This window comes from Neobacillus drentensis NBRC 102427, assembly GCF_001591445.1.
GTDB classification, from domain to species: Bacteria; Bacillota; Bacilli; order Bacillales; family Cytobacillaceae; genus Neobacillus; species Neobacillus drentensis.
In genome coordinates this window covers 153,362-170,920 of record NZ_BCUX01000008.1, presented here as the reverse complement: position 1 = coordinate 170,920, position 17,559 = coordinate 153,362, and the positions used below count along the sequence as shown (strand labels likewise).

17 protein-coding genes are annotated in these 17,559 nt (G+C 37.4%); 15 read left to right on the top strand and 2 right to left on the bottom strand.

Translation table 11 applies throughout. The features are described 5' to 3' along the window. Positions 1–9: 9 nt before the first annotated feature. Positions 10–702 (bottom strand): Crp/Fnr family transcriptional regulator, encoded by a 693-nt coding sequence (locus BDR01S_RS04680; protein WP_418303025.1) that lies wholly within the window; start codon positions 700–702, stop codon positions 10–12. A 281-nt stretch (positions 703–983) separates the two neighbouring features. On the opposite strand from BDR01S_RS04680, the gene BDR01S_RS04675 reads away from it, so the two are divergent. Both BDR01S_RS04675 and clpB read left to right on the top strand, forming a co-directional pair. Then, on the top strand, positions 984–1,163 hold the full coding sequence (locus BDR01S_RS04675; RefSeq protein WP_066252102.1) for a YjzC family protein: 180 nt from the start codon (positions 984–986) through the stop codon (positions 1,161–1,163). Between the two features lie 164 nt (positions 1,164–1,327). Then, positions 1,328–3,922, top strand: a complete 2,595-nt coding sequence (gene clpB / locus BDR01S_RS04670; protein WP_066259802.1) for an ATP-dependent chaperone ClpB — start codon at positions 1,328–1,330, stop codon at positions 3,920–3,922. A 48-nt stretch (positions 3,923–3,970) separates the two neighbouring features. On the opposite strand, the gene BDR01S_RS04665 is transcribed toward clpB, so the two are convergent. After that, complete coding sequence (locus BDR01S_RS04665; RefSeq protein ID WP_066252105.1) at positions 3,971–4,156, bottom strand: YjzD family protein; 186 nt, start codon at positions 4,154–4,156, stop codon at positions 3,971–3,973. Positions 4,157–4,318: 162 nt separating this feature from the next. Here BDR01S_RS04665 and BDR01S_RS04660 point away from each other — a divergent pair, with 162 nt between their 5' ends. The 13 genes from BDR01S_RS04660 (at position 4,319) to BDR01S_RS04600 (ending at position 17,520) form a co-directional block, all read left to right on the top strand. Continuing rightward, positions 4,319–5,041 (top strand): alpha/beta fold hydrolase, encoded by a 723-nt coding sequence (locus BDR01S_RS04660; protein ID WP_066252108.1) that lies wholly within the window; start codon positions 4,319–4,321, stop codon positions 5,039–5,041. Positions 5,042–5,120: 79 nt separating this feature from the next. Further along, positions 5,121–5,960: a hypothetical protein gene (locus BDR01S_RS04655; RefSeq protein ID WP_066252111.1), complete on the top strand. Its 840-nt coding sequence runs from the start codon at positions 5,121–5,123 to the stop codon at positions 5,958–5,960. 168 nt (positions 5,961–6,128) lie between these two features. Further along, complete coding sequence (locus BDR01S_RS04650) at positions 6,129–7,076, top strand: BMP family ABC transporter substrate-binding protein (RefSeq protein ID WP_082797302.1); 948 nt, start codon at positions 6,129–6,131, stop codon at positions 7,074–7,076. Between the two features lie 21 nt (positions 7,077–7,097). Continuing rightward, positions 7,098–7,289, top strand: coding sequence for a ComZ family protein (locus BDR01S_RS04645; protein ID WP_066252115.1), 192 nt, complete (start codon positions 7,098–7,100; stop codon positions 7,287–7,289). 185 nt (positions 7,290–7,474) lie between these two features. Further along, a complete protein-coding gene (locus BDR01S_RS04640; RefSeq protein WP_066252120.1) occupies positions 7,475–8,407 on the top strand; it encodes a beta-ketoacyl-ACP synthase III in 933 nt (310 codons plus the stop codon). Positions 8,408–8,490: 83 nt separating this feature from the next. Then, on the top strand, positions 8,491–9,729 hold the full coding sequence (gene fabF, locus BDR01S_RS04635) for a beta-ketoacyl-ACP synthase II (RefSeq protein WP_066252123.1): 1,239 nt from the start codon (positions 8,491–8,493) through the stop codon (positions 9,727–9,729). Positions 9,730–9,853: 124 nt separating this feature from the next. After that, positions 9,854–10,654, top strand: coding sequence for a DUF2268 domain-containing putative Zn-dependent protease (locus BDR01S_RS04630; RefSeq protein WP_066252125.1), 801 nt, complete (start codon positions 9,854–9,856; stop codon positions 10,652–10,654). A gap of 136 nt (positions 10,655–10,790) precedes the next feature. Beyond that, the gene (locus tag BDR01S_RS04625; RefSeq protein ID WP_066252127.1) at positions 10,791–11,816 is read left to right on the top strand and encodes an ABC transporter ATP-binding protein; all 1,026 of its coding nucleotides are present in this window, start codon (positions 10,791–10,793) and stop codon (positions 11,814–11,816) included. After that, positions 11,813–12,823 (top strand): ABC transporter ATP-binding protein, encoded by a 1,011-nt coding sequence (locus BDR01S_RS04620; RefSeq protein WP_066252131.1) that lies wholly within the window; start codon positions 11,813–11,815, stop codon positions 12,821–12,823. Before BDR01S_RS04625 ends, BDR01S_RS04620 begins: the two co-directional genes overlap by 4 nt. 54 nt (positions 12,824–12,877) lie before the next feature. Then, positions 12,878–14,593 (top strand): oligopeptide ABC transporter substrate-binding protein, encoded by a 1,716-nt coding sequence (opp4A, locus tag BDR01S_RS04615; protein ID WP_066252133.1) that lies wholly within the window; start codon positions 12,878–12,880, stop codon positions 14,591–14,593. A 161-nt stretch (positions 14,594–14,754) separates the two neighbouring features. Continuing rightward, entirely contained in the window at positions 14,755–15,720 is a 966-nt protein-coding gene (gene opp4B, locus BDR01S_RS04610) for an oligopeptide ABC transporter permease (protein WP_066252136.1), read from the top strand. A gap of 11 nt (positions 15,721–15,731) precedes the next feature. Continuing rightward, positions 15,732–16,643, top strand: a complete 912-nt coding sequence (gene opp4C, locus BDR01S_RS04605) for an oligopeptide ABC transporter permease (RefSeq protein ID WP_066252138.1) — start codon at positions 15,732–15,734, stop codon at positions 16,641–16,643. Positions 16,644–16,773: 130 nt separating this feature from the next. After that, on the top strand, positions 16,774–17,520 hold the full coding sequence (locus tag BDR01S_RS04600; RefSeq protein ID WP_066252142.1) for a YjbA family protein: 747 nt from the start codon (positions 16,774–16,776) through the stop codon (positions 17,518–17,520). Positions 17,521–17,559 lie beyond the last annotated feature (39 nt).

Sequence of the window (17,559 nt, the reverse complement as noted above, 5' to 3'; positions counted from 1 at the left end):
GCAGCCATCCTAGTCAACTTTACAGATTTCCGTTGGACAATCTTCACAATCAATTTCGCGTTTTAAATACGCTAAATCGTGAATTGTAATGGTCCCTTTATCAATAGATAGGATACCACTTTTTCGTAAATCGCTTAACAAACGATTTACTACTTCTCTGGATGTACCACAAAAATTGGCTAGTTCCTGATTGGTTAATGGTAATTCAATTAGTATTCCTTTATTAGTTTTAATTCCATAACTATTGGTAATTCGAATGAGTGTGGAATAAAGTGCCCCTTTTTTACCATGAAGAACCAAATCACGAAATTTGGTTTGGGTTTTTCGATATTGTTGACTCATCCACTTTATGAATTCAAAAGAAAGCGCAAGATTTTGTGAAAGTTTTTCTTCAAGCGTGTCTTTCATAATAACGGCTACTTCGCCACTCTCGACTACTCGGGCACTTAATAAATAGCGTGAAGAAGGGGAGAATAAGTTTAATTCACCGACAAAATCACCACTCGAGCACATTCTTAAAGTCAGTTCTCTTCCATCAGGAATGATCTTACTGATTTGAAGAATTCCACTTTGAATAATATACAATTCATCAGCCATAGATCCTTCTTGAAATAGAAAAGTACCTTTTTCAACTTTCCTTATATGATGAACTGTATCAAAAAGATGGGACAGTGTTACTGGCATTTCTTTTACTGACTGCATACTAATAACCACCTTTAAAGGTACGGATTCAAAACTAATTTAATTTAAAAAAATGACAGTCAAGGTTTTGATTTACTAGATAATACTATAATTATATTGTTAACGAAGAATAATTAGCAACAAATGAGCAATAAGTTCATACAATCGTCAAAAGTTCACACACATTACATTGTATTTCTTAGGAAATACTGTCGACTTATAGGTTATTTTGAAAGAAATTCCTATAATGACTATCCGTGAAAAGGTAATAATAAGGTATGTGAAGCAAAGGAGGGAAAAGAATGGGACAAAATCGTCAGTTTAAGTCCGGGAGTAAAGCCCCAAATAGTGGTATTTATATTGAGGTCGGAGATACAGGAAGCAATGTTAATAATCCCAAAAAAATTAGGCTTAAAGCAGGGGATGCATTTCCTGAAACATCAAATGATGAACGAGTTTGGACATATCAGCGGAAGCCATAAATTTAATAAGGATAAGGTCATCCATTGGGTGGCTTTTTCTTTTGTCTACCCCAGCCTTGCAATTAAAGTACTTCTGCATTTCTTCTTTGCAAAAATTTACTTTTTACAATCGAAGTTTTATAATAAAATAAAGGTCAAAAATGGTCAAAGAGGGTGCTGTTGAAATGGACATGAATCAAATGACAGAACGTTTACAAAAAGGACTGATGGATGCACAGTCATTAGCTGTTAAAAAAAATCATCAAGAGATTGATGAACCCCATTTGTTTTTATGTTTAATGGAACAAGAGGATAGCCTTATTTTATCCATATTAGAAAAGGCAGGAATTCCACCTGAAAAGATAAGAAACCACCTTACTGCTGCCCTTGCTAAAAAACCAACTGTTACCGGAAACGGTGTTGAACAAGGGAGACTATATATCACAGCTAAGCTGCAAAAACTTTTTGTAAGTGCCGAGGAGTTTGCTAAAAAGTATTCAGATGAGTATTTATCAGTTGAACATCTTCTGTTAGCAGCAGTCAACTCGAATGATTCAGAAATGCGGAGACTTTTACAAACTTTTGGAATTCAACCTGACAAAGTTTTGCACGCGATAAAAGAAATAAGGGGGAACCAAAGAGTGACATCACAAAATCCAGAAGCGGGATATGAAGCTCTAAAAAAATATGGACGGGATCTTGTTGCGGAGGTTAAAGAAGGAAAAATGGATCCAGTGATTGGCCGTGATTCCGAAATCCGTAATGTAATTCGGATATTATCGAGAAAAACAAAGAATAATCCTGTATTAATTGGTGAACCTGGAGTAGGGAAAACGGCCATTGTGGAGGGGTTGGCACAAAGGATTGTTAGGAAAGATGTACCAGAAGGACTTAAGGATAAAACGATATTCTCATTGGACATGAGCGCGTTAATTGCCGGAGCAAAATTTAGAGGTGAGTTTGAAGAAAGATTAAAAGCAGTCTTAAATGAAATTAAGAAAAGTGAAGGACAAATATTGTTATTTATAGATGAAATTCATACGATTGTCGGGGCAGGTAAGACTGAAGGTGCAATGGATGCAGGCAATATGTTAAAGCCGATGCTTGCTCGCGGTGAACTTCATTGTATTGGAGCAACCACACTTGATGAGCACCGGAAATATATCGAAAAGGATCCTGCACTTGAACGTAGATTTCAGCAGGTTCTGGTCCAAGAACCAAACGTTGAAGATACGATTTCCATTTTAAGAGGCTTGAAAGAACGATATGAGGTGCATCATGGCGTTAAAATTCATGACCATGCCTTGGTAGCGGCAGCAACACTTTCTGACCGTTATATCACTGATCGTTTTTTACCGGATAAGGCCATTGATCTAGTTGATGAAGCTTGTGCACTTATACGGACCGAAATAGATTCTATGCCTACCGAATTAGATGAAGTAACTCGCAGGGTCATGCAATTAGAAATTGAAGAAGCAGCATTAAGTAAAGAAGTCGATGAAGGGAGCAAGTTAAGGCTGGATTCTCTCCTTAAAGAACTAGCGGACTTAAAAGAATCAGCCCATGAAATGAAGGCAAAATGGCTCCAAGAGAAACAAAGTATACAAAAATTGCAGGAGAAACGAGAACAATTAGAAAAACTTCGCAGGGAGCTTCAACTAGCTGAAGATAAATATGATTTAAACCGAGCTGCAGAGCTTCGTCATGGTCAGATTCCGTTAGCAGAAAAAGAGTTGAAGGAACTCGAAACAGCAACTGCTAAGGACGAACGTTTACTTCGAGAAGAAGTTACCGGGGAAGAAATCTCTAATATTGTATCAAGGTGGACAGGTATACCACTTGCTAAACTAGTTGAAGGCGAGAGAGAAAAGCTCTTAAAATTAGAATCAATTCTACATGAAAGAGTCATCGGCCAGAATGAGGCGGTAAATTTAGTAGCCGATGCCGTGCTCAGAGCGCGAGCTGGAATTAAAGATCCTAATCGACCCATTGGATCATTTTTATTTTTAGGTCCAACAGGTGTTGGGAAAACTGAACTTGCAAAAGCGTTGGCCGAATCTTTATTTGATAGTGAAGAACAAATTATTCGGATTGATATGTCTGAATATATGGAGAAGCATGCTGTGTCCCGCTTGATTGGTGCTCCTCCAGGTTATGTTGGCTATGAGGAAGGCGGACAGTTGACAGAAGCGGTTAGGAGAAGACCTTATTCTGTTGTTTTAATGGATGAAATTGAAAAGGCTCATCCGGAGGTATTTAATATTCTCTTACAAGTGCTTGATGACGGAAGAATTACCGACTCAAAAGGGCGTGTAGTTGACTTTAAAAATACGGTTATCATTATGACCTCTAATATTGGCTCGCATTTTTTACTTGAACGAAATGAAACTGAGGTTGAAATCTCTGATTCAGTAAGGGAGAAAGTAATGAGTCAATTAAGGGGGCATTTCCGTCCTGAATTTTTAAATCGAATCGATGAGACCATCCTCTTTAAGCCCCTTTCATTAGATGAAATAAAGAATATCGTCGTCAAAATGATGAGAGAGCTTCAAAATCGGTTAAAACATCAACAAATTGATATTGATATTAGCGAGGATGCAAAAGAATTTATTGCCGTTAATGGATTTGATCCAATTTATGGGGCAAGGCCTTTAAAAAGATTTATCCAAAGAAATATTGAGACAAAGATTGCCCGTGAAATTATTGCCGGCAGGGTACATGATCAGTCGAAAGTTGAAATAAATATCAATAATGGAGAAGTTCAAGTATCTGTTTACTAAATATCGCTAAAGAAAAAAGGTCATCCGTTTGAAAGGATGACCTTTTTCTTAATGTTTTGCAGCAGGTTCGTTTGGAATCACAGAAGCTACAACGAAAATTAAGATCGTCACAACAACTGAAGCGATAACTGCAGGCATAAATTCATATTCAGCACCCGGGGTCATTGAACTTACTACATATGTAAGCATTTGCACCAATAGAAATGACCAGAAAAAGGTCCAAAAAAATCGCATATTTCTTCACCTCTAACCTATTTTACATCTTTATTAATATTATCATATGATTCTGAAATGATAAAGTGAAACTATAATATCTTATAAATAGGCAAACCCCCTTTCATCTCTAATGAGACAGCATACAATACCGTGAGGAAATATGTAAAAGGAGATTTATCTATGGAAAATCGTAACTTTCAGATGGATACCCAATGGAATATTCTTCACTACCCTGAAAAGCCTACAGGATTTGGGATTTTAATCATTGGAGATGAAAGACATTTTGTAGATGAAAGCAAATGTTTTTGGACACAAAATGAAGGAAGGCTAGCTATTGTTAACCAGCTTAAAGAAAAAGGGTACACCATTTTTTCCTCAAATCTATATGGGCGCAACTGGGGGAGCAATATTGCAGTTGAACTTGCCGAGAAATTATATCATCATGTAATAAGAAGTGAAATTCTTAATAATAAAATCCATATTTTGGCTGAAGGTATGGGGGCACTGGTTGCGATAAGACTAATGGAAAAAATGAAGGGGCGTATAAGATCGCTTATTCTGCTCAACCCAATCATTTCCTTAAAAGACCATCTTGAACAAGAAAAGGAACATAAATTCTTTTATAAAAAGTTAATGAGAGAATTAGTGGCAGCATATCAATTGGACCAAAAAGTGATTGAAAACAATGTTTTTAGCAGCCAAGATAAAGTTAATCTTCAATTTGGATGTCCGGTTAAAATAATTCATGTCTTGGCAGGAGGAAAATCATACAATCAATCGAAACTATATCACCAAATTATAAGTGATCCTGATATAAACCCTATATTTATTCTCCCTGAAAAAAAACCACAGCTTGGAAATATGATGATTAAGTTCTTCAGCAGCCATGAAACAGTCCTTTAGACTGCTCCTCCCCAAAAAGAAATATTTCCTTATCGATGTGCATAGGATTCAATAAGGTTAGGATGGGGAGGAAGATTTTATGGACAAGGCAATTATTTTTGGAATGTTCGATTTTGTTGGTTTTCATGTTGGTAAGCACCTACTGAATAAAGGAATCGAGGTCAAGGGTATTCATATTGAAAATCCTGATAATATACATTTTATTGATGAGAAAAGACTTGAAGTTGGTCGAAATGCAAACTTTTTAGAACAATCATTAATCGAGTGGAGTAAAAATGAGCAACATGAAATCAGTCGTTCAAGGCTAATATTTTCAATATATGACCTGTTTATGCTTAAAAAAGAACAAATTTTACAAATGGAGGAAGTTACTCGGCCGATCATTCAATTTGTAGAGGAGAACAAAAACAAAGCAAAGATTGTTTTTATTCTACCTATTCAAATGCTTACCCGAACGTATAGGGGGAAAGAAATAGAGAGGTTTTTAGGGAATGTAAAAGGATTAGTAACAAATATCCAATTATTGTACCTACCTGCTATTTATGGTCCATGGCAGCCATCAGCTTTTTTGTTTCAACAAGCCATTGCTTCAAAATACAAAAATGTAAATTTAATAACTGATGTACGGGAATGGACAAACGATTGTCTTTTTGTTGATGACGCCATCGAATCCATGTTAGAAATTATAGAGAGCGGAAGACCGGGCAGTTACTTGATTGAAAGCGGAAATGAAGATCATTGGGACAGGTGCGCAGAATATCTTAATATTGATGAAAATCAGGCATTGTTAAAAAGCAATGTATCAATAGAGGATAACGATCGACTTGAAAAAGTGGCTGTAAAAAAGGTTAGTCCAATAGCAGATTCTATCATGACACAAATAGAACATGTTCAACGTTTGTATGCCAACCGTTTGTAAGATAATGTAGATTGGCGGCTAGTGGAAAATTATCTTTTCATTTATTTGTTGAAGGGTTAGAATAAAACTGGAAAATAGAGTCATATACCTATGGTCATAGGTGAAGTAAATTATTAGTGCAAAGGAAACGTGTATAGAAATGGCAATAGGGCAGAGGAGATGCATAACATGATATACCGTTTCGGAATGATACTTATATGCCTTTTTTTACTTGGAGCCTGCGGAGAGACAAAACCTACAGGTAAAATAAAAAAGGTTGGATTGTTAGTACCCGAAACGGTCAATGACCAGGTATGGGGGACAAATGGCTTTAATGGCTTGTTGAAAATTCATAAGAATATTGATGTAGATGTATTTTATAATGAAGGTATGAATTCAGAAGCTTTTGCTCGGCGTGCAGTTGAGGATTTTGACCAAAAAGGGGTAAATTTAATCTTTGGTCATGGGTCTGAATATGCAGAGTATTTTAATGATATTTCATCTGACTATCCTAATATCCATTTTATAAGTTTTAATGGTGATGCTAAAAACAAGAATACAACAAGTCTGAATTTTAAAGGCCACGCGATGGGTTTTTTTGGTGGAATGGTCGCAGCACATATGTCAAAAACACAAAATGTAGGTGTTATAGCCGCATATGAATGGCAGCCGGAGATTGAAGGCTTCTATCAAGGAGCAATAGCTGAAAATAAAAACACAAAGGTTAGTATAGAATATGTTGGAAATTGGGATGATGAAATAAAGGCAGTTGAATTAGCAAATGACATGATGGATAAGGGGATTGATGTCATCTATCCTGCTGGTGATGGATATAATGTGCCAGTAATAGAAAGGGTAAAAGAACGTGGATTGTATGTTATAGGATACGTTTCTGACCAATCAGATTTAGGTGAATCTACGGTACTTACAAGTACAGTACAACAGGTCGATAAATTATATGAAAAAGTGGCTGAGCAATATAATAAAGGGGTACTTAAACCAGGAAATCTTTCCTACGATTTTCAAGACAACGTTATTTCACTTGGTAAATATAGTCCCAATGTAAATAATGAATTTATTCAAAAGATAAATAAGCAAATTGACATCTATAAAGAAACAGGAAAATTGCCAAAATGAGAATTTGAAGGAGCAGTACATATGAATAGTCAAGATAATACATTACAATTTATGCAGATTGCAATGAAATACTTACCAGAAGCAAAGGAACAATTGGATAGGGCTGGTGTGGATTTATCAATGGAATTAATCGAGCCCTTTATGAATCTTTTTACAAAGGTCATGCAAGAAGCCTATGAACTTGGTCTAGCTGAAGGGCGAAAAGAAATATAAAGAGGAAATAAGCTCTCAAAATCGGGAGCTTATTTCTTTTGTAAAAGATTGTCCTTTAGCAGAGGGGGAAATAATAAGAAACAGTTGCTTAAAATAGGTTTTATTTGATAAAATTAGTACCAAGTCATAATAATTGATATTAAACTTTGTGATATAGAGAATTGTGAAAAAAGGAGCTGGGTCTTATGAAAGCAGGTATTGTTGGTATCGGCAGATATTTACCAGAGAAAGTTGTCACCAATAAGGATTTGGAAAAAATAATGGATACCTCTGATGAATGGATTCGTACTATGACAGGGATCGAAGAAAGAAGAATTGCTGCTGATGATGAGAATACATCAGATATGGCATTTGAAGCAGCTAAAAAGGCCATTCAAGATGCTGGAATTACTGCAGAAGAGATTGACCTAATTTTAGTAGCTACGGTTACACCAGATACTCCTTTTCCATCTGTTGCCTGCAGAATTCAAGAAAGGCTTGGGGCAAAAAAAGCAGCAGCGATGGATGTCAGTGCAGCATGTGCGGGATTTATGTACGGAATTGTGACTGCTAAACAATTTATTGAGTCTGAGGTTTATAAATATATCTTAGTGGTTGGCGTAGAAAAGCTTTCTAAAGTTACTGACTGGAATGATCGCAATACAGCAGTCTTATTTGGAGACGGTGCTGGTGCTACCATTATTGGCCCTGTTTCAGAAAATCGGGGAATTCTTTCCTTTGAGCTTGGAGCAGATGGTACCGGGTCAAAACATCTTTACCAGGATGAATATATAATTATGAATGGTAGAGAAGTGTTCAAATTTGCTGTAAGGCAAATGGGGGAAAGCTGCATCAATGTTCTCGAAAAAGCAGGTCTAACAAAGGATGATGTCGATTTCTTAATTCCACATCAGGCTAATATTCGAATTATGGAAGCATCTAGGCAAAGATTAGATTTGCCAGTCGAAAAAATGTCCAAAACGATAAATAAATATGGTAATACGTCTGCAGCATCGATTCCAATTTCAATTGTGGAAGATTTGGAAGAGGGAAGAATTAAAGATGACGACCTCATTGTAATGGTTGGCTTCGGCGGTGGCTTAACATGGGGTGCCATTGCTATCAGGTGGGGAAAATAAAGGTCGCATAGAGCGGAAATAAACAAGCAGGTTTAAATAAGTTAAAAATATCAATCCGGAAAAAGATGAAGGAGATAGATAAAATGGAAAAGCGCAGAGTTGTAGTAACAGGCATAGGTGCAGTAACACCGCTTGGAAATGATGCCGAAACAACTTGGAAAAACATATTAGAAGGAAAATCCGGGATTGGCCCGATGACGAGAGTCAATGCTGATGAATATCCGGCAAAAGTTGCCGCAGAATCAACTGATTTTGATCCTGAAGTATTTATGGAAAGAAAAGATGCGCGTAAAATGGATCGCTTTACACAATTTGCAGTTGCATCGGCAATTATGGCAGCGAAAGATGCTAATTTAACAATTAACGAAGATAACTCCCATCGTGTCGGAGTATGGATTGGTTCGGGAATCGGCGGAATGGAAACCTTCGAACAGCAATTTGAGATATTCCAAAAGAGAGGCTACAAACGTGTAAGTCCATTCTTTGTACCGATGTTAATTCCAGATATGGCAGCTGGACAGGTTTCAATTACACTCGGTGCAAGAGGTTTTAATTCTTGTACGGTAACTGCCTGCGCAACAGGAACAAATTCAATCGGTGATGCCTTTAAAGTAATTCAACGCGGCGACGCAGATGCAATGATAGCAGGCGGAGCGGAAGCACCGATTACAAAAATGTCTGTTGCAGGTTTTTGTGCAAACACTGCCCTTTCCACAAATCCAGACCCAAAGACGGCGAGCAGACCATTCGATAAAAACCGTGATGGTTTTGTTATCGGTGAAGGTGCAGGGATTATTGTTCTGGAAGAACTTGAACATGCTTTAGCCCGTGGTGCAAAAATTTATGCTGAAATAGTCGGCTATGGGGCAACTGGTGATGCCTATCATATTACTGCACCAGCACCAGGTGGTGAGGGAGGTGCCCGTGCTATGAAAATGGCTATCAATGATGGCGGGTTAAAACCTGAGGAAATTGATTATGTAAATGCGCACGGCACAAGTACAGAATATAATGACAAGTTTGAAACCCTTGCCGTTAAAGAAGTATTCGGAGAGCATGCTTATAAATTAGCGTTAAGTTCAACTAAATCGATGACGGGGCATCTTCTTGGTGCGGCCGGCGGTGTAGAAGCAATCTTTACGGTATTAGCGATAAGAGACAGCATGCTACCGCCAACCATTAACTATGAAACACCGGATCCAGAATGTGACTTAGATTATGTACCGAATCAAGCACGTCCGAAGGAAATTAAAGCAGCCATGAGTAATTCACTAGGCTTCGGCGGACACAACGCAACGATTGTGTTCAAAAAATACGAATAAGTAAACCATTCGACCAGAGATGAAATCTGGTCGATTTTTTTTTTGATACTAATAACAAGAACCACTTCTTGTTATTAGTAATAAACTGATCGGAGGGTGAATTGAAGGAACATGGGGTGAAGTGATGGGAATTATTCGAACTGATCAATGGTTAGAAGAGGAAATTGATAGACCCTTAAAAATTTGCGAAAAATTAAAGCCTTATTTTAAGAGACAAACACCAAAGGATATTTACAATCAATTAGTGGATTTCGGGATGTACCGGCCGTCTAGGTCTGCCTTAGAAAATTTCGATCAGTTAATAGAACAAAAAGCTTGGGATAAAGTGGAACAACTATTTAATAAATATAAGCAAAAGTGGCATGGTCCGGATATTCCAGTCTTTCTTTTTCCAGTAGCCCAATCTGGTGGATTTTTTTTCAGAGAAGTAAAAAGTAAAGCTGGCGTTTCGTTCCCTGATAAAATGTTTCTCTTTCTCTCTAATTATGATGACCCAAAAGAGGTAGAGGCTTTGCTGGTTCATGAATACCACCACGTCTGCCGACTTAGAATGTTAGGTAAAAGGATCGAAGAATATAGCTTGCTTGATTCAATTATTATAGAAGGTTTGGCTGAATATGCAGTTTTAAAATATTGTGGACGGGAATATTTAGCAGCTTGGTGTCGTATGTATAAAGAAAAGGACCTATTAAATTTTTGGGAGAAATATTTGAAAGAACATCTAAACACAAAAAAACATGAAAGAAAGCACGATGAATTACTTTACGGGGTAGGAAGGCTGCCGAATCTACTAGGTTATGCTGTGGGATATAATATTGTTGAACGTTTTTACGAAAATAACAATTATTCTACAAAACTATCATTTACGAATCCTGCACTAAAGTATCTTGAAGATTTTTATAATCTCAACAAAAAAAGCCAGTAAAATTGGGCTTTTTTTAATATTAGTTAACATTATCAGGTAGTTGTACAAAAAAATCTTGCAAATGTTATAATTACGTAATAAAATTTATTTGAATATACTGAATAAATTGAATAATTTAAAAGTTAGAGGGTGTACTATGAGCACAAAAAAAGAGCTGCACAAAGAGGCCCCACTACTCGAAGTGAAAAATTTACAAACTGCTTTTGATATTGATGGAACTGATTATAATGCAGTAGATAATGTTTCGTTTAAAGTAAAGCCTGGGCAAATTGTCGGTATTGTTGGAGAGTCGGGTTGCGGTAAATCTGTTATGAGCCTCTCCATTATCAGGTTATTGCCAAAAGAAAGCGGTAAAATTAAATTAGGTGAAGTCATTTTTGATGGATTAAATCTGGAGAAAATGTCGGAATCGCAAATCAATAAAATTCGTGGGAAAGATGTCTCTATGATTTTCCAAGAACCAATGACCTCATTAAATCCAGTCTTTACAATTGGATATCAACTCCAGGAAGTCCTCTTTAACCACCTTAAGATTACGAAACAAGAAGCTCGGCTAAAATCAATCGCTTTATTAAAAAGTGTAGGAATCTCAAGGCCGGAAAAACTCATTGATGAGTATCCGCACCAATTATCAGGTGGGATGAGGCAGCGTGTCATGATCGCCATTGCTATTGCTTGTCAGCCCAAATTATTAATTGCTGACGAACCAACCACAGCCCTCGATGTTACCGTTCAAGCTCAAATTCTCGAACTATTAAAAGAGATTCAAGCAGCTAATGACATGTCTGTTATTTTAATTACACATGATCTGGGAGTTATTGCTGAAATGTGTGATGAAGTAATGGTCATGTACGCTGGCAGGATTATAGAACATACAGATGTGGATACACTTTTCCATAATCCTAAACATCCTTATACAAGTTTGCTCTTAGGGGCAATCCCGAAAATGGATGGACAAGCAGAAAGGTTAAGTTCAATTAAAGGCATCGTCCCTTCCCTTATAAATATGCCGGCAGAAGGCTGCCGTTTTGCGAATCGATGTCCAAAAGTAATGACTGAATGCACAACAATTACCCCCTTACTTCAAGACGTTGGACAAGGTCACGAAGTTGCCTGTTTACTCTTTGAAACAAGTAGGCCAAAAGAGGGGGTGAGAAAATGAGTATCGTTTCAGTACATAAGCAGGGAGACCATTCATCCTCACAGTCTGAAAACCTATTAGAGATTAAAAATCTTAAAACCTATTACCCTGTTAAAGGCGGATTTCTAAAACGAACAATTGGAAATGTAAAAGCAGTTGATAATATCTCCTTTGAGATAAAAAAAGGAGAAACACTAGGGCTTGTTGGTGAATCTGGCTGTGGTAAATCTACGGCGGGGAGAACTATTCTTCGGCTATTAAAACCAACCGAGGGACAAATACTTTTTGATGGTAAAGATATCACAAGAGTATCTGGTAAATCCCTTCGAGAGATTCGAAAAAATATGCAAATGGTGTTTCAGGACCCGTATGCTTCTTTGAATCCTATGCAAATGATTGGAGATATTATCGCTGAGCCTATATATAACTTTTCTAAAAAAAGTATGGCTGACTTAAAAATGGAAGTCATGGGTTTGTTAGAAAAAGTAGGCTTGCCGCCAGATGCCTATTACAAATATGCACATGAATTTTCCGGGGGGCAGCGCCAAAGAATCGGAATAGCGAGAGCCCTTGCATTAAAACCAAAATTAATAATTGCTGATGAACCTGTTTCAGCACTTGATGTGTCAGTCCAATCACAGGTTTTAAACCTGTTAAAAGATTTACAGGAAGAATTTGACCTTACTTTTCTTTTTATTGCGCATGACTTAAGTGTTGTTAAACATATGAGTGACCGAATTGGCGTTATGTATCTAGGGAATATGGTGGAGGTTTCGAATAAAGATAGCTTATATGCGAATCCTCTCCATCCATATACACAAGCATTAATTTCAGCTATTCCAACCCCGGATCCGAGGGTGAAGAAGGAGCGTATTATTTTAAAAGGGGATGTGCCAAGCCCTATCAATCCTCCCACCGGATGCACATTCCACCCGCGCTGCCCTATGGCAATGGAGGAATGTTCTAGAAGCAAGCCAGTATTGAAGGAGGTGAAGCCCTCACATCGAGTAGCTTGCCACCTTTACTAGAAAAGCGCAAGAGCTAGACAGTAACTAATTCAAAGTTTATAGGGGGGGAAACAAATGAAAAAGAGAAGTATGCTTATGTTAGCAGCATTAATGCTTGTTCTATCAGCATTTTTAGCAGCTTGCAGCAGCGGAGAAAAAACAGGTACAACCAAAAATGAAAACGAAGGTAAACCGAGCGAAGCAGCCGGGAAACCCCAGGATGGCGGAACACTAGTATATGCACTAGATTCTGCACCTGAGGGGAAATTTAACTATTCTTTTTATGGAAATGCAACTGATCAATATGTACTAGATTTCTTTGATGAAAATCTAATCGACTACGATGAGAACTTAAAGGCCCAGCCGCATATCGCCTCATGGAAAACAGCAGACAATAAAGTGTTTGACTTCGAAATCAAACAAGGTGTTAAGTGGCACAATGGCGAAGAATTATCTGTAAAGGACTGGGAATTCGCATTGAAAGTTATTGCTGATAAGGATTATGATGGTCCACGTTTTGATAACGTAAGAAATGTCGTGGGTGCACAGGATTATCATGATGGAAAAGCGAAAGAAATCGCTGGGATTAAGGTAGTAGATGATTACCATATCCAAATTACATTTGATAAAGCTCGTGTTAACAACTTGGATAATCTTTGGACATACCCTATGAATCGTACTGAATTTAAAGGTCTTGCAGTAAAAGATATGATAGGTTCTGCACAAGTTCGTACAAAACCTGTTGGTTTAGGGCCATTTAAAGTGACAAAAATTATTCCAGGTGAATCTGTAGAAATGGAACGCTTTGATGATTATTTTGGCGGTAAGCCGCATATTGAAAAAGTGGTTATTAAAGTAATTGATCCATCCCTTTCTGTTGGAGAACTTAAAAACGGAACGCTTGATATGACATCTTTCCATCCAAGTATTATTGATCAAGTAAAAGCCCTGGATAATGTAAATGCTGTAACTTATCCCGGTGTAAGCTATTACTATGTTGGTTTTAGACTAGGTACTTGGGATGGCAAAAAAAATGTCATGAATGAACCTAAATACCAAGAGAAGAAGCTTCGTGAAGCTATGTATTATGCAATCAACCGTGAAGAATGGGTTAAGGCGTTCTTTTTTGGTGTAGGAAAGCCAGTTAACCGTCCAATTCCAACAAATCATTGGATTGCTGCACCTAATGAAGAATTAGAGCAATACAAATATAATCCGGAAAAAGCAAAAGCTTTATTAGATGAAGCTGGATATAAAGATGTTGATGGTGATGGTTTCCGTGAAGATCCGAATGGTAAGAAATTCGTTGTAAACTTCAGCCACTATGCCACAGATAACCCAACTTTTGAAGCACGTGCTAAGGCAATGACTCAATATTGGGAAGAAGTTGGTTTGAAAACTAAATTAACGATGACTGATGTAAACCTTTATTATGAAATGCTTGATAAAGCTGATAAATCAATGGAAGTATTCTTTGGCGGCTGGTCAACGGGGGCAGATCCGGACCCAACTCCACTTTGGGGATCAAAAGCAATTTGGAACTATCCACGCTGGGTAAATACTGACAGTGATAAATTATTGGATCAAGCACTTGATATTAGTGTAGTAGGAACAGATAACGACAAGCGTAAAGATCTTTATGTCCAGTGGCAAAAACTATTCATGCAGGATCTTCCTGCATTACCAATTGCTGAACTAGAGGAAACGATGGCTGTCAGCAAGCGAGTTCAAGACGTAAAATTTGATGTATCCGGTATGAACCGTCCAAATGAATGGTGGATTAAACAATAGTAATAATTTCCTAAAGGTCAAAACAAGCTGTTTTTAGGATTAATACCAACAACTCAATTTTGAGTTTCAAATGGGAGATGGCTAAGCTTCTCCCATTTGAACAGATTGGGCGAGAAACACTGCTTGTGTCCTTACATAGCTTATAGACAAGGAGAATGCACATGTTGAAATATGCATTTCGAAGAATATTGGGAATGATTCCAATGTTACTCCTAACCTCCATTGTAGTATTTTCGCTGGCAAAATTAATGCCGGGTGACTCTCTAAGTGGAGAAATTGATCCAAGAAATACAAATCCTGAGTATATCGCTGATATGCGTGAAAAGTTGGGGTATAATTACCCATTGCCACAGCAATATTTCCGTTGGATTAGTGGTTTCGTGGAGGGGGATTTTGGGAAATCTACACGGTTCAAAATACAGGTATCTGAGGTTATTGGAGAACGGCTCCCTAATACTATACTTTTAGGTCTTTCAGCCATCTTAATTACTTATATCCTCGCTTTTTTTATGGGGTCGTATGCAGGTCGAAAACCATATACCTTGATGGACAACCTTATCGGAGGATTAAACTACATTGGTTTAGCTATTCCATCCTTCATCGCAGGGGTATTTGCCATCTTTTTCTTTTCATTTAAGTTAGGTTGGTTTCCATCCAATGGTTCGGTGGACATTGGAGTAACAGATGGAACGTTAGAATGGTGGCTAAGCCGTTTTCACCATGTATTTTTACCAGCAGTTGTGCTTGGATTATTAAGTACAGCCAGTTATACTCAATTTTTACGAAACGATATTATTGAAAATAGCCGCAAAGACTATGTTCGTACAGCTCGTTCAAAAGGGACCCCGGAAAGAAAAATCTACCATGTTCATATTTTAAGAAACTCAATTATTCCACTAATAACTTTTTTAGGTTTTGATATTGTCGCCATTATTAGCGGCGCAATTATTACCGAGACAATATTTACGTATCCTGGTCTTGGACAATTATTTCTTCAATCTGTTGGGACGAGAGATTATCCAGTTTTAATGACATTGACCATGTTATTTTCATTCTTAACATTGATTGGCAACTTAGTTGCAGATGTTCTATATGGTGTAGTAGATCCGCGAATTAGGCTGGATTAGGGGGAGGAAAAATGGAAATCGTTACACAAAATAATAATAATATGCTAGTAACACCCCCGAAAAAAAGTTTATCTCCCTTTGCAATTGCTCGGAAGAAATTTATAAAAAATAAACTTGCAATGATTAGCCTTATTTTTTTAATGATTGTTTCTATTGTTTCGATCCTTGCACCTTTTATTACCACTGCAGATATTACGAGAATTAACATTGGACAAATGTCGTTAGAGCCATCGGCTGAACATTGGCTTGGAACGGATAAAGCCGGCCGGGACGTGTTTACGAGATTACTTTATGGTGGCCGCATATCGTTATTAGTTGGCGTAAGTTGTACATTATTTGTCATTGCACTTGGAACTTTGGTTGGCTCTATATCAGGATATTTCGGTGGAACTGTTGATAGCATATTCATGAGGTTTACCGATTTTATCTTAAACTTTCCATTTTTAGTTTTCGTGATCGTCCTAAATGCAATTCTTTATGGAAAAGTAAATGGGCTTTGGGTATTAATTGGAACGATTAGCATGCTAAGTTGGGGTGGAATCGCGCGAATTGTCCGTAGTAAAATTCTTGCTGAAAAAGAGAATGAATATATAACGGCAGCTATTTCGATTGGTTGTTCACCCGCTAAAGTAATTATGAAACATCTCCTTCCAAACATTCTATCAACTATTATTGTTCAGGCGACAATCACCTTTGCTACGATGATTGTTGCTGAAACAGGTTTAAGTTTTCTAGGATTTGGTGTTCCACAGGAAATTCCAAGTTGGGGAAACATGTTGAATTCAGCAAACGAACCGGATGTTCTCCAATTTAAGCTTTGGATATGGGTACCACCGGCATTAATTATTACAATTACCATTTTATCCATTAACTTTATCGGGGAAGGGCTAAAGGATGCCTTCAATCCAAAATCCAAAAGATAAATCTGCCAAGATCTTGGTGGATTTTTTTGTGTCCTCATCTAATTGGAGCAAAATATATATAAAGGAATAATTTAACTAAGGACTGCCCATACTGATTTACAAACAGATTCTTGAAGTGAGGGGTTGTAGAATGTTGTATCTTCATGATGTATGGGTAAATTGGTTTGAAGGGGAAGAAAACGGTTATAATGTATGTCACTTTCATGAATGGCGTAAGGATGACGGGGTGGAATTGTTAGACCAGGTACCACTTTTGAAAGTTGAACCAGTATTGTTTAATTACATTGAAAATGATTTGTCAGAATTACCTCAGCAGCTTCTAGATGATATTTTTCAGAAAGCTTATTTAAGGAAAAACCATGAGAGAGTTCAACTCGACTATTGCTTCGTGGTAACTGATGGAGTTGGAATCTTGGCAATTGATACAATCGGCTATAATATTCCAATTCGAAAAAGTCGGATAATCCCTAGACAGGAGCAGTTGGTGTACGAAATGATCGCTCAACATGAGGCTAATAAATATCACTTTTATGAGCAGGAGAAAATGAAGGACTATCATATTCTCTCACCTGAGCCAGAATTAATGAGAGGACTAACAAGAAAAGAACGCCAATTAAAACAACTTTTATTTATGGCTCTAGATCAATTGCTATCATCTAGTAATGAAGCAGAGGTTAGATACTGGTATACCGAATGGTGTCCAGAGCATTATTCAACAATACAAGAATTAAATTTTGAAGCCGCATGGGAACAATTATTTGAAGAAACAAAGTATGGATGGTCTAAGCGTCACGAAACCTTTTGTGAAAACTTAATAAAAGGGCAGCCATTTTTTGAAAAGCTATGGGAAATGGAGCACGGCCCGAAAGTAAATTAAAAGCCTGACCCAAAAGATATGGATTCCATATCTATTGTG

What these genes read in the sequence shown, in the direction of transcription:
- BDR01S_RS04675 (WP_066252102.1), top strand. Translation starts at nt 984, where the DNA reads ATGGGACAAAATCGTCAGTTTAAGTCCGGGAGTAAAGCCCCAAATAGT.
- BDR01S_RS04640 (WP_066252120.1), top strand. Translation starts at nt 7,475, where the DNA reads ATGAAAGCAGGTATTGTTGGTATCGGCAGATATTTACCAGAGAAAGTT.
- BDR01S_RS04645 (WP_066252115.1), top strand. Translation starts at nt 7,098, where the DNA reads ATGAATAGTCAAGATAATACATTACAATTTATGCAGATTGCAATGAAA.
- fabF (WP_066252123.1), top strand. Translation starts at nt 8,491, where the DNA reads ATGGAAAAGCGCAGAGTTGTAGTAACAGGCATAGGTGCAGTAACACCG.
- BDR01S_RS04600 (WP_066252142.1), top strand. Translation starts at nt 16,774, where the DNA reads ATGTTGTATCTTCATGATGTATGGGTAAATTGGTTTGAAGGGGAAGAA.
- opp4A (WP_066252133.1), top strand. Translation starts at nt 12,878, where the DNA reads ATGAAAAAGAGAAGTATGCTTATGTTAGCAGCATTAATGCTTGTTCTA.
- opp4C (WP_066252138.1), top strand. Translation starts at nt 15,732, where the DNA reads ATGGAAATCGTTACACAAAATAATAATAATATGCTAGTAACACCCCCG.
- BDR01S_RS04680 (WP_418303025.1), bottom strand. Translation starts at nt 702, where the DNA reads ATGCAGTCAGTAAAAGAAATGCCAGTAACACTGTCCCATCTTTTTGAT.
- BDR01S_RS04630 (WP_066252125.1), top strand. Translation starts at nt 9,854, where the DNA reads ATGGGAATTATTCGAACTGATCAATGGTTAGAAGAGGAAATTGATAGA.
- BDR01S_RS04660 (WP_066252108.1), top strand. Translation starts at nt 4,319, where the DNA reads ATGGAAAATCGTAACTTTCAGATGGATACCCAATGGAATATTCTTCAC.
- BDR01S_RS04655 (WP_066252111.1), top strand. Translation starts at nt 5,121, where the DNA reads ATGGACAAGGCAATTATTTTTGGAATGTTCGATTTTGTTGGTTTTCAT.
- BDR01S_RS04650 (WP_082797302.1), top strand. Translation starts at nt 6,129, where the DNA reads ATGATATACCGTTTCGGAATGATACTTATATGCCTTTTTTTACTTGGA.
- BDR01S_RS04620 (WP_066252131.1), top strand. Translation starts at nt 11,813, where the DNA reads ATGAGTATCGTTTCAGTACATAAGCAGGGAGACCATTCATCCTCACAG.
- opp4B (WP_066252136.1), top strand. Translation starts at nt 14,755, where the DNA reads ATGTTGAAATATGCATTTCGAAGAATATTGGGAATGATTCCAATGTTA.
- BDR01S_RS04625 (WP_066252127.1), top strand. Translation starts at nt 10,791, where the DNA reads ATGAGCACAAAAAAAGAGCTGCACAAAGAGGCCCCACTACTCGAAGTG.
- BDR01S_RS04665 (WP_066252105.1), bottom strand. Translation starts at nt 4,156, where the DNA reads ATGCGATTTTTTTGGACCTTTTTCTGGTCATTTCTATTGGTGCAAATG.
- clpB (WP_066259802.1), top strand. Translation starts at nt 1,328, where the DNA reads ATGGACATGAATCAAATGACAGAACGTTTACAAAAAGGACTGATGGAT.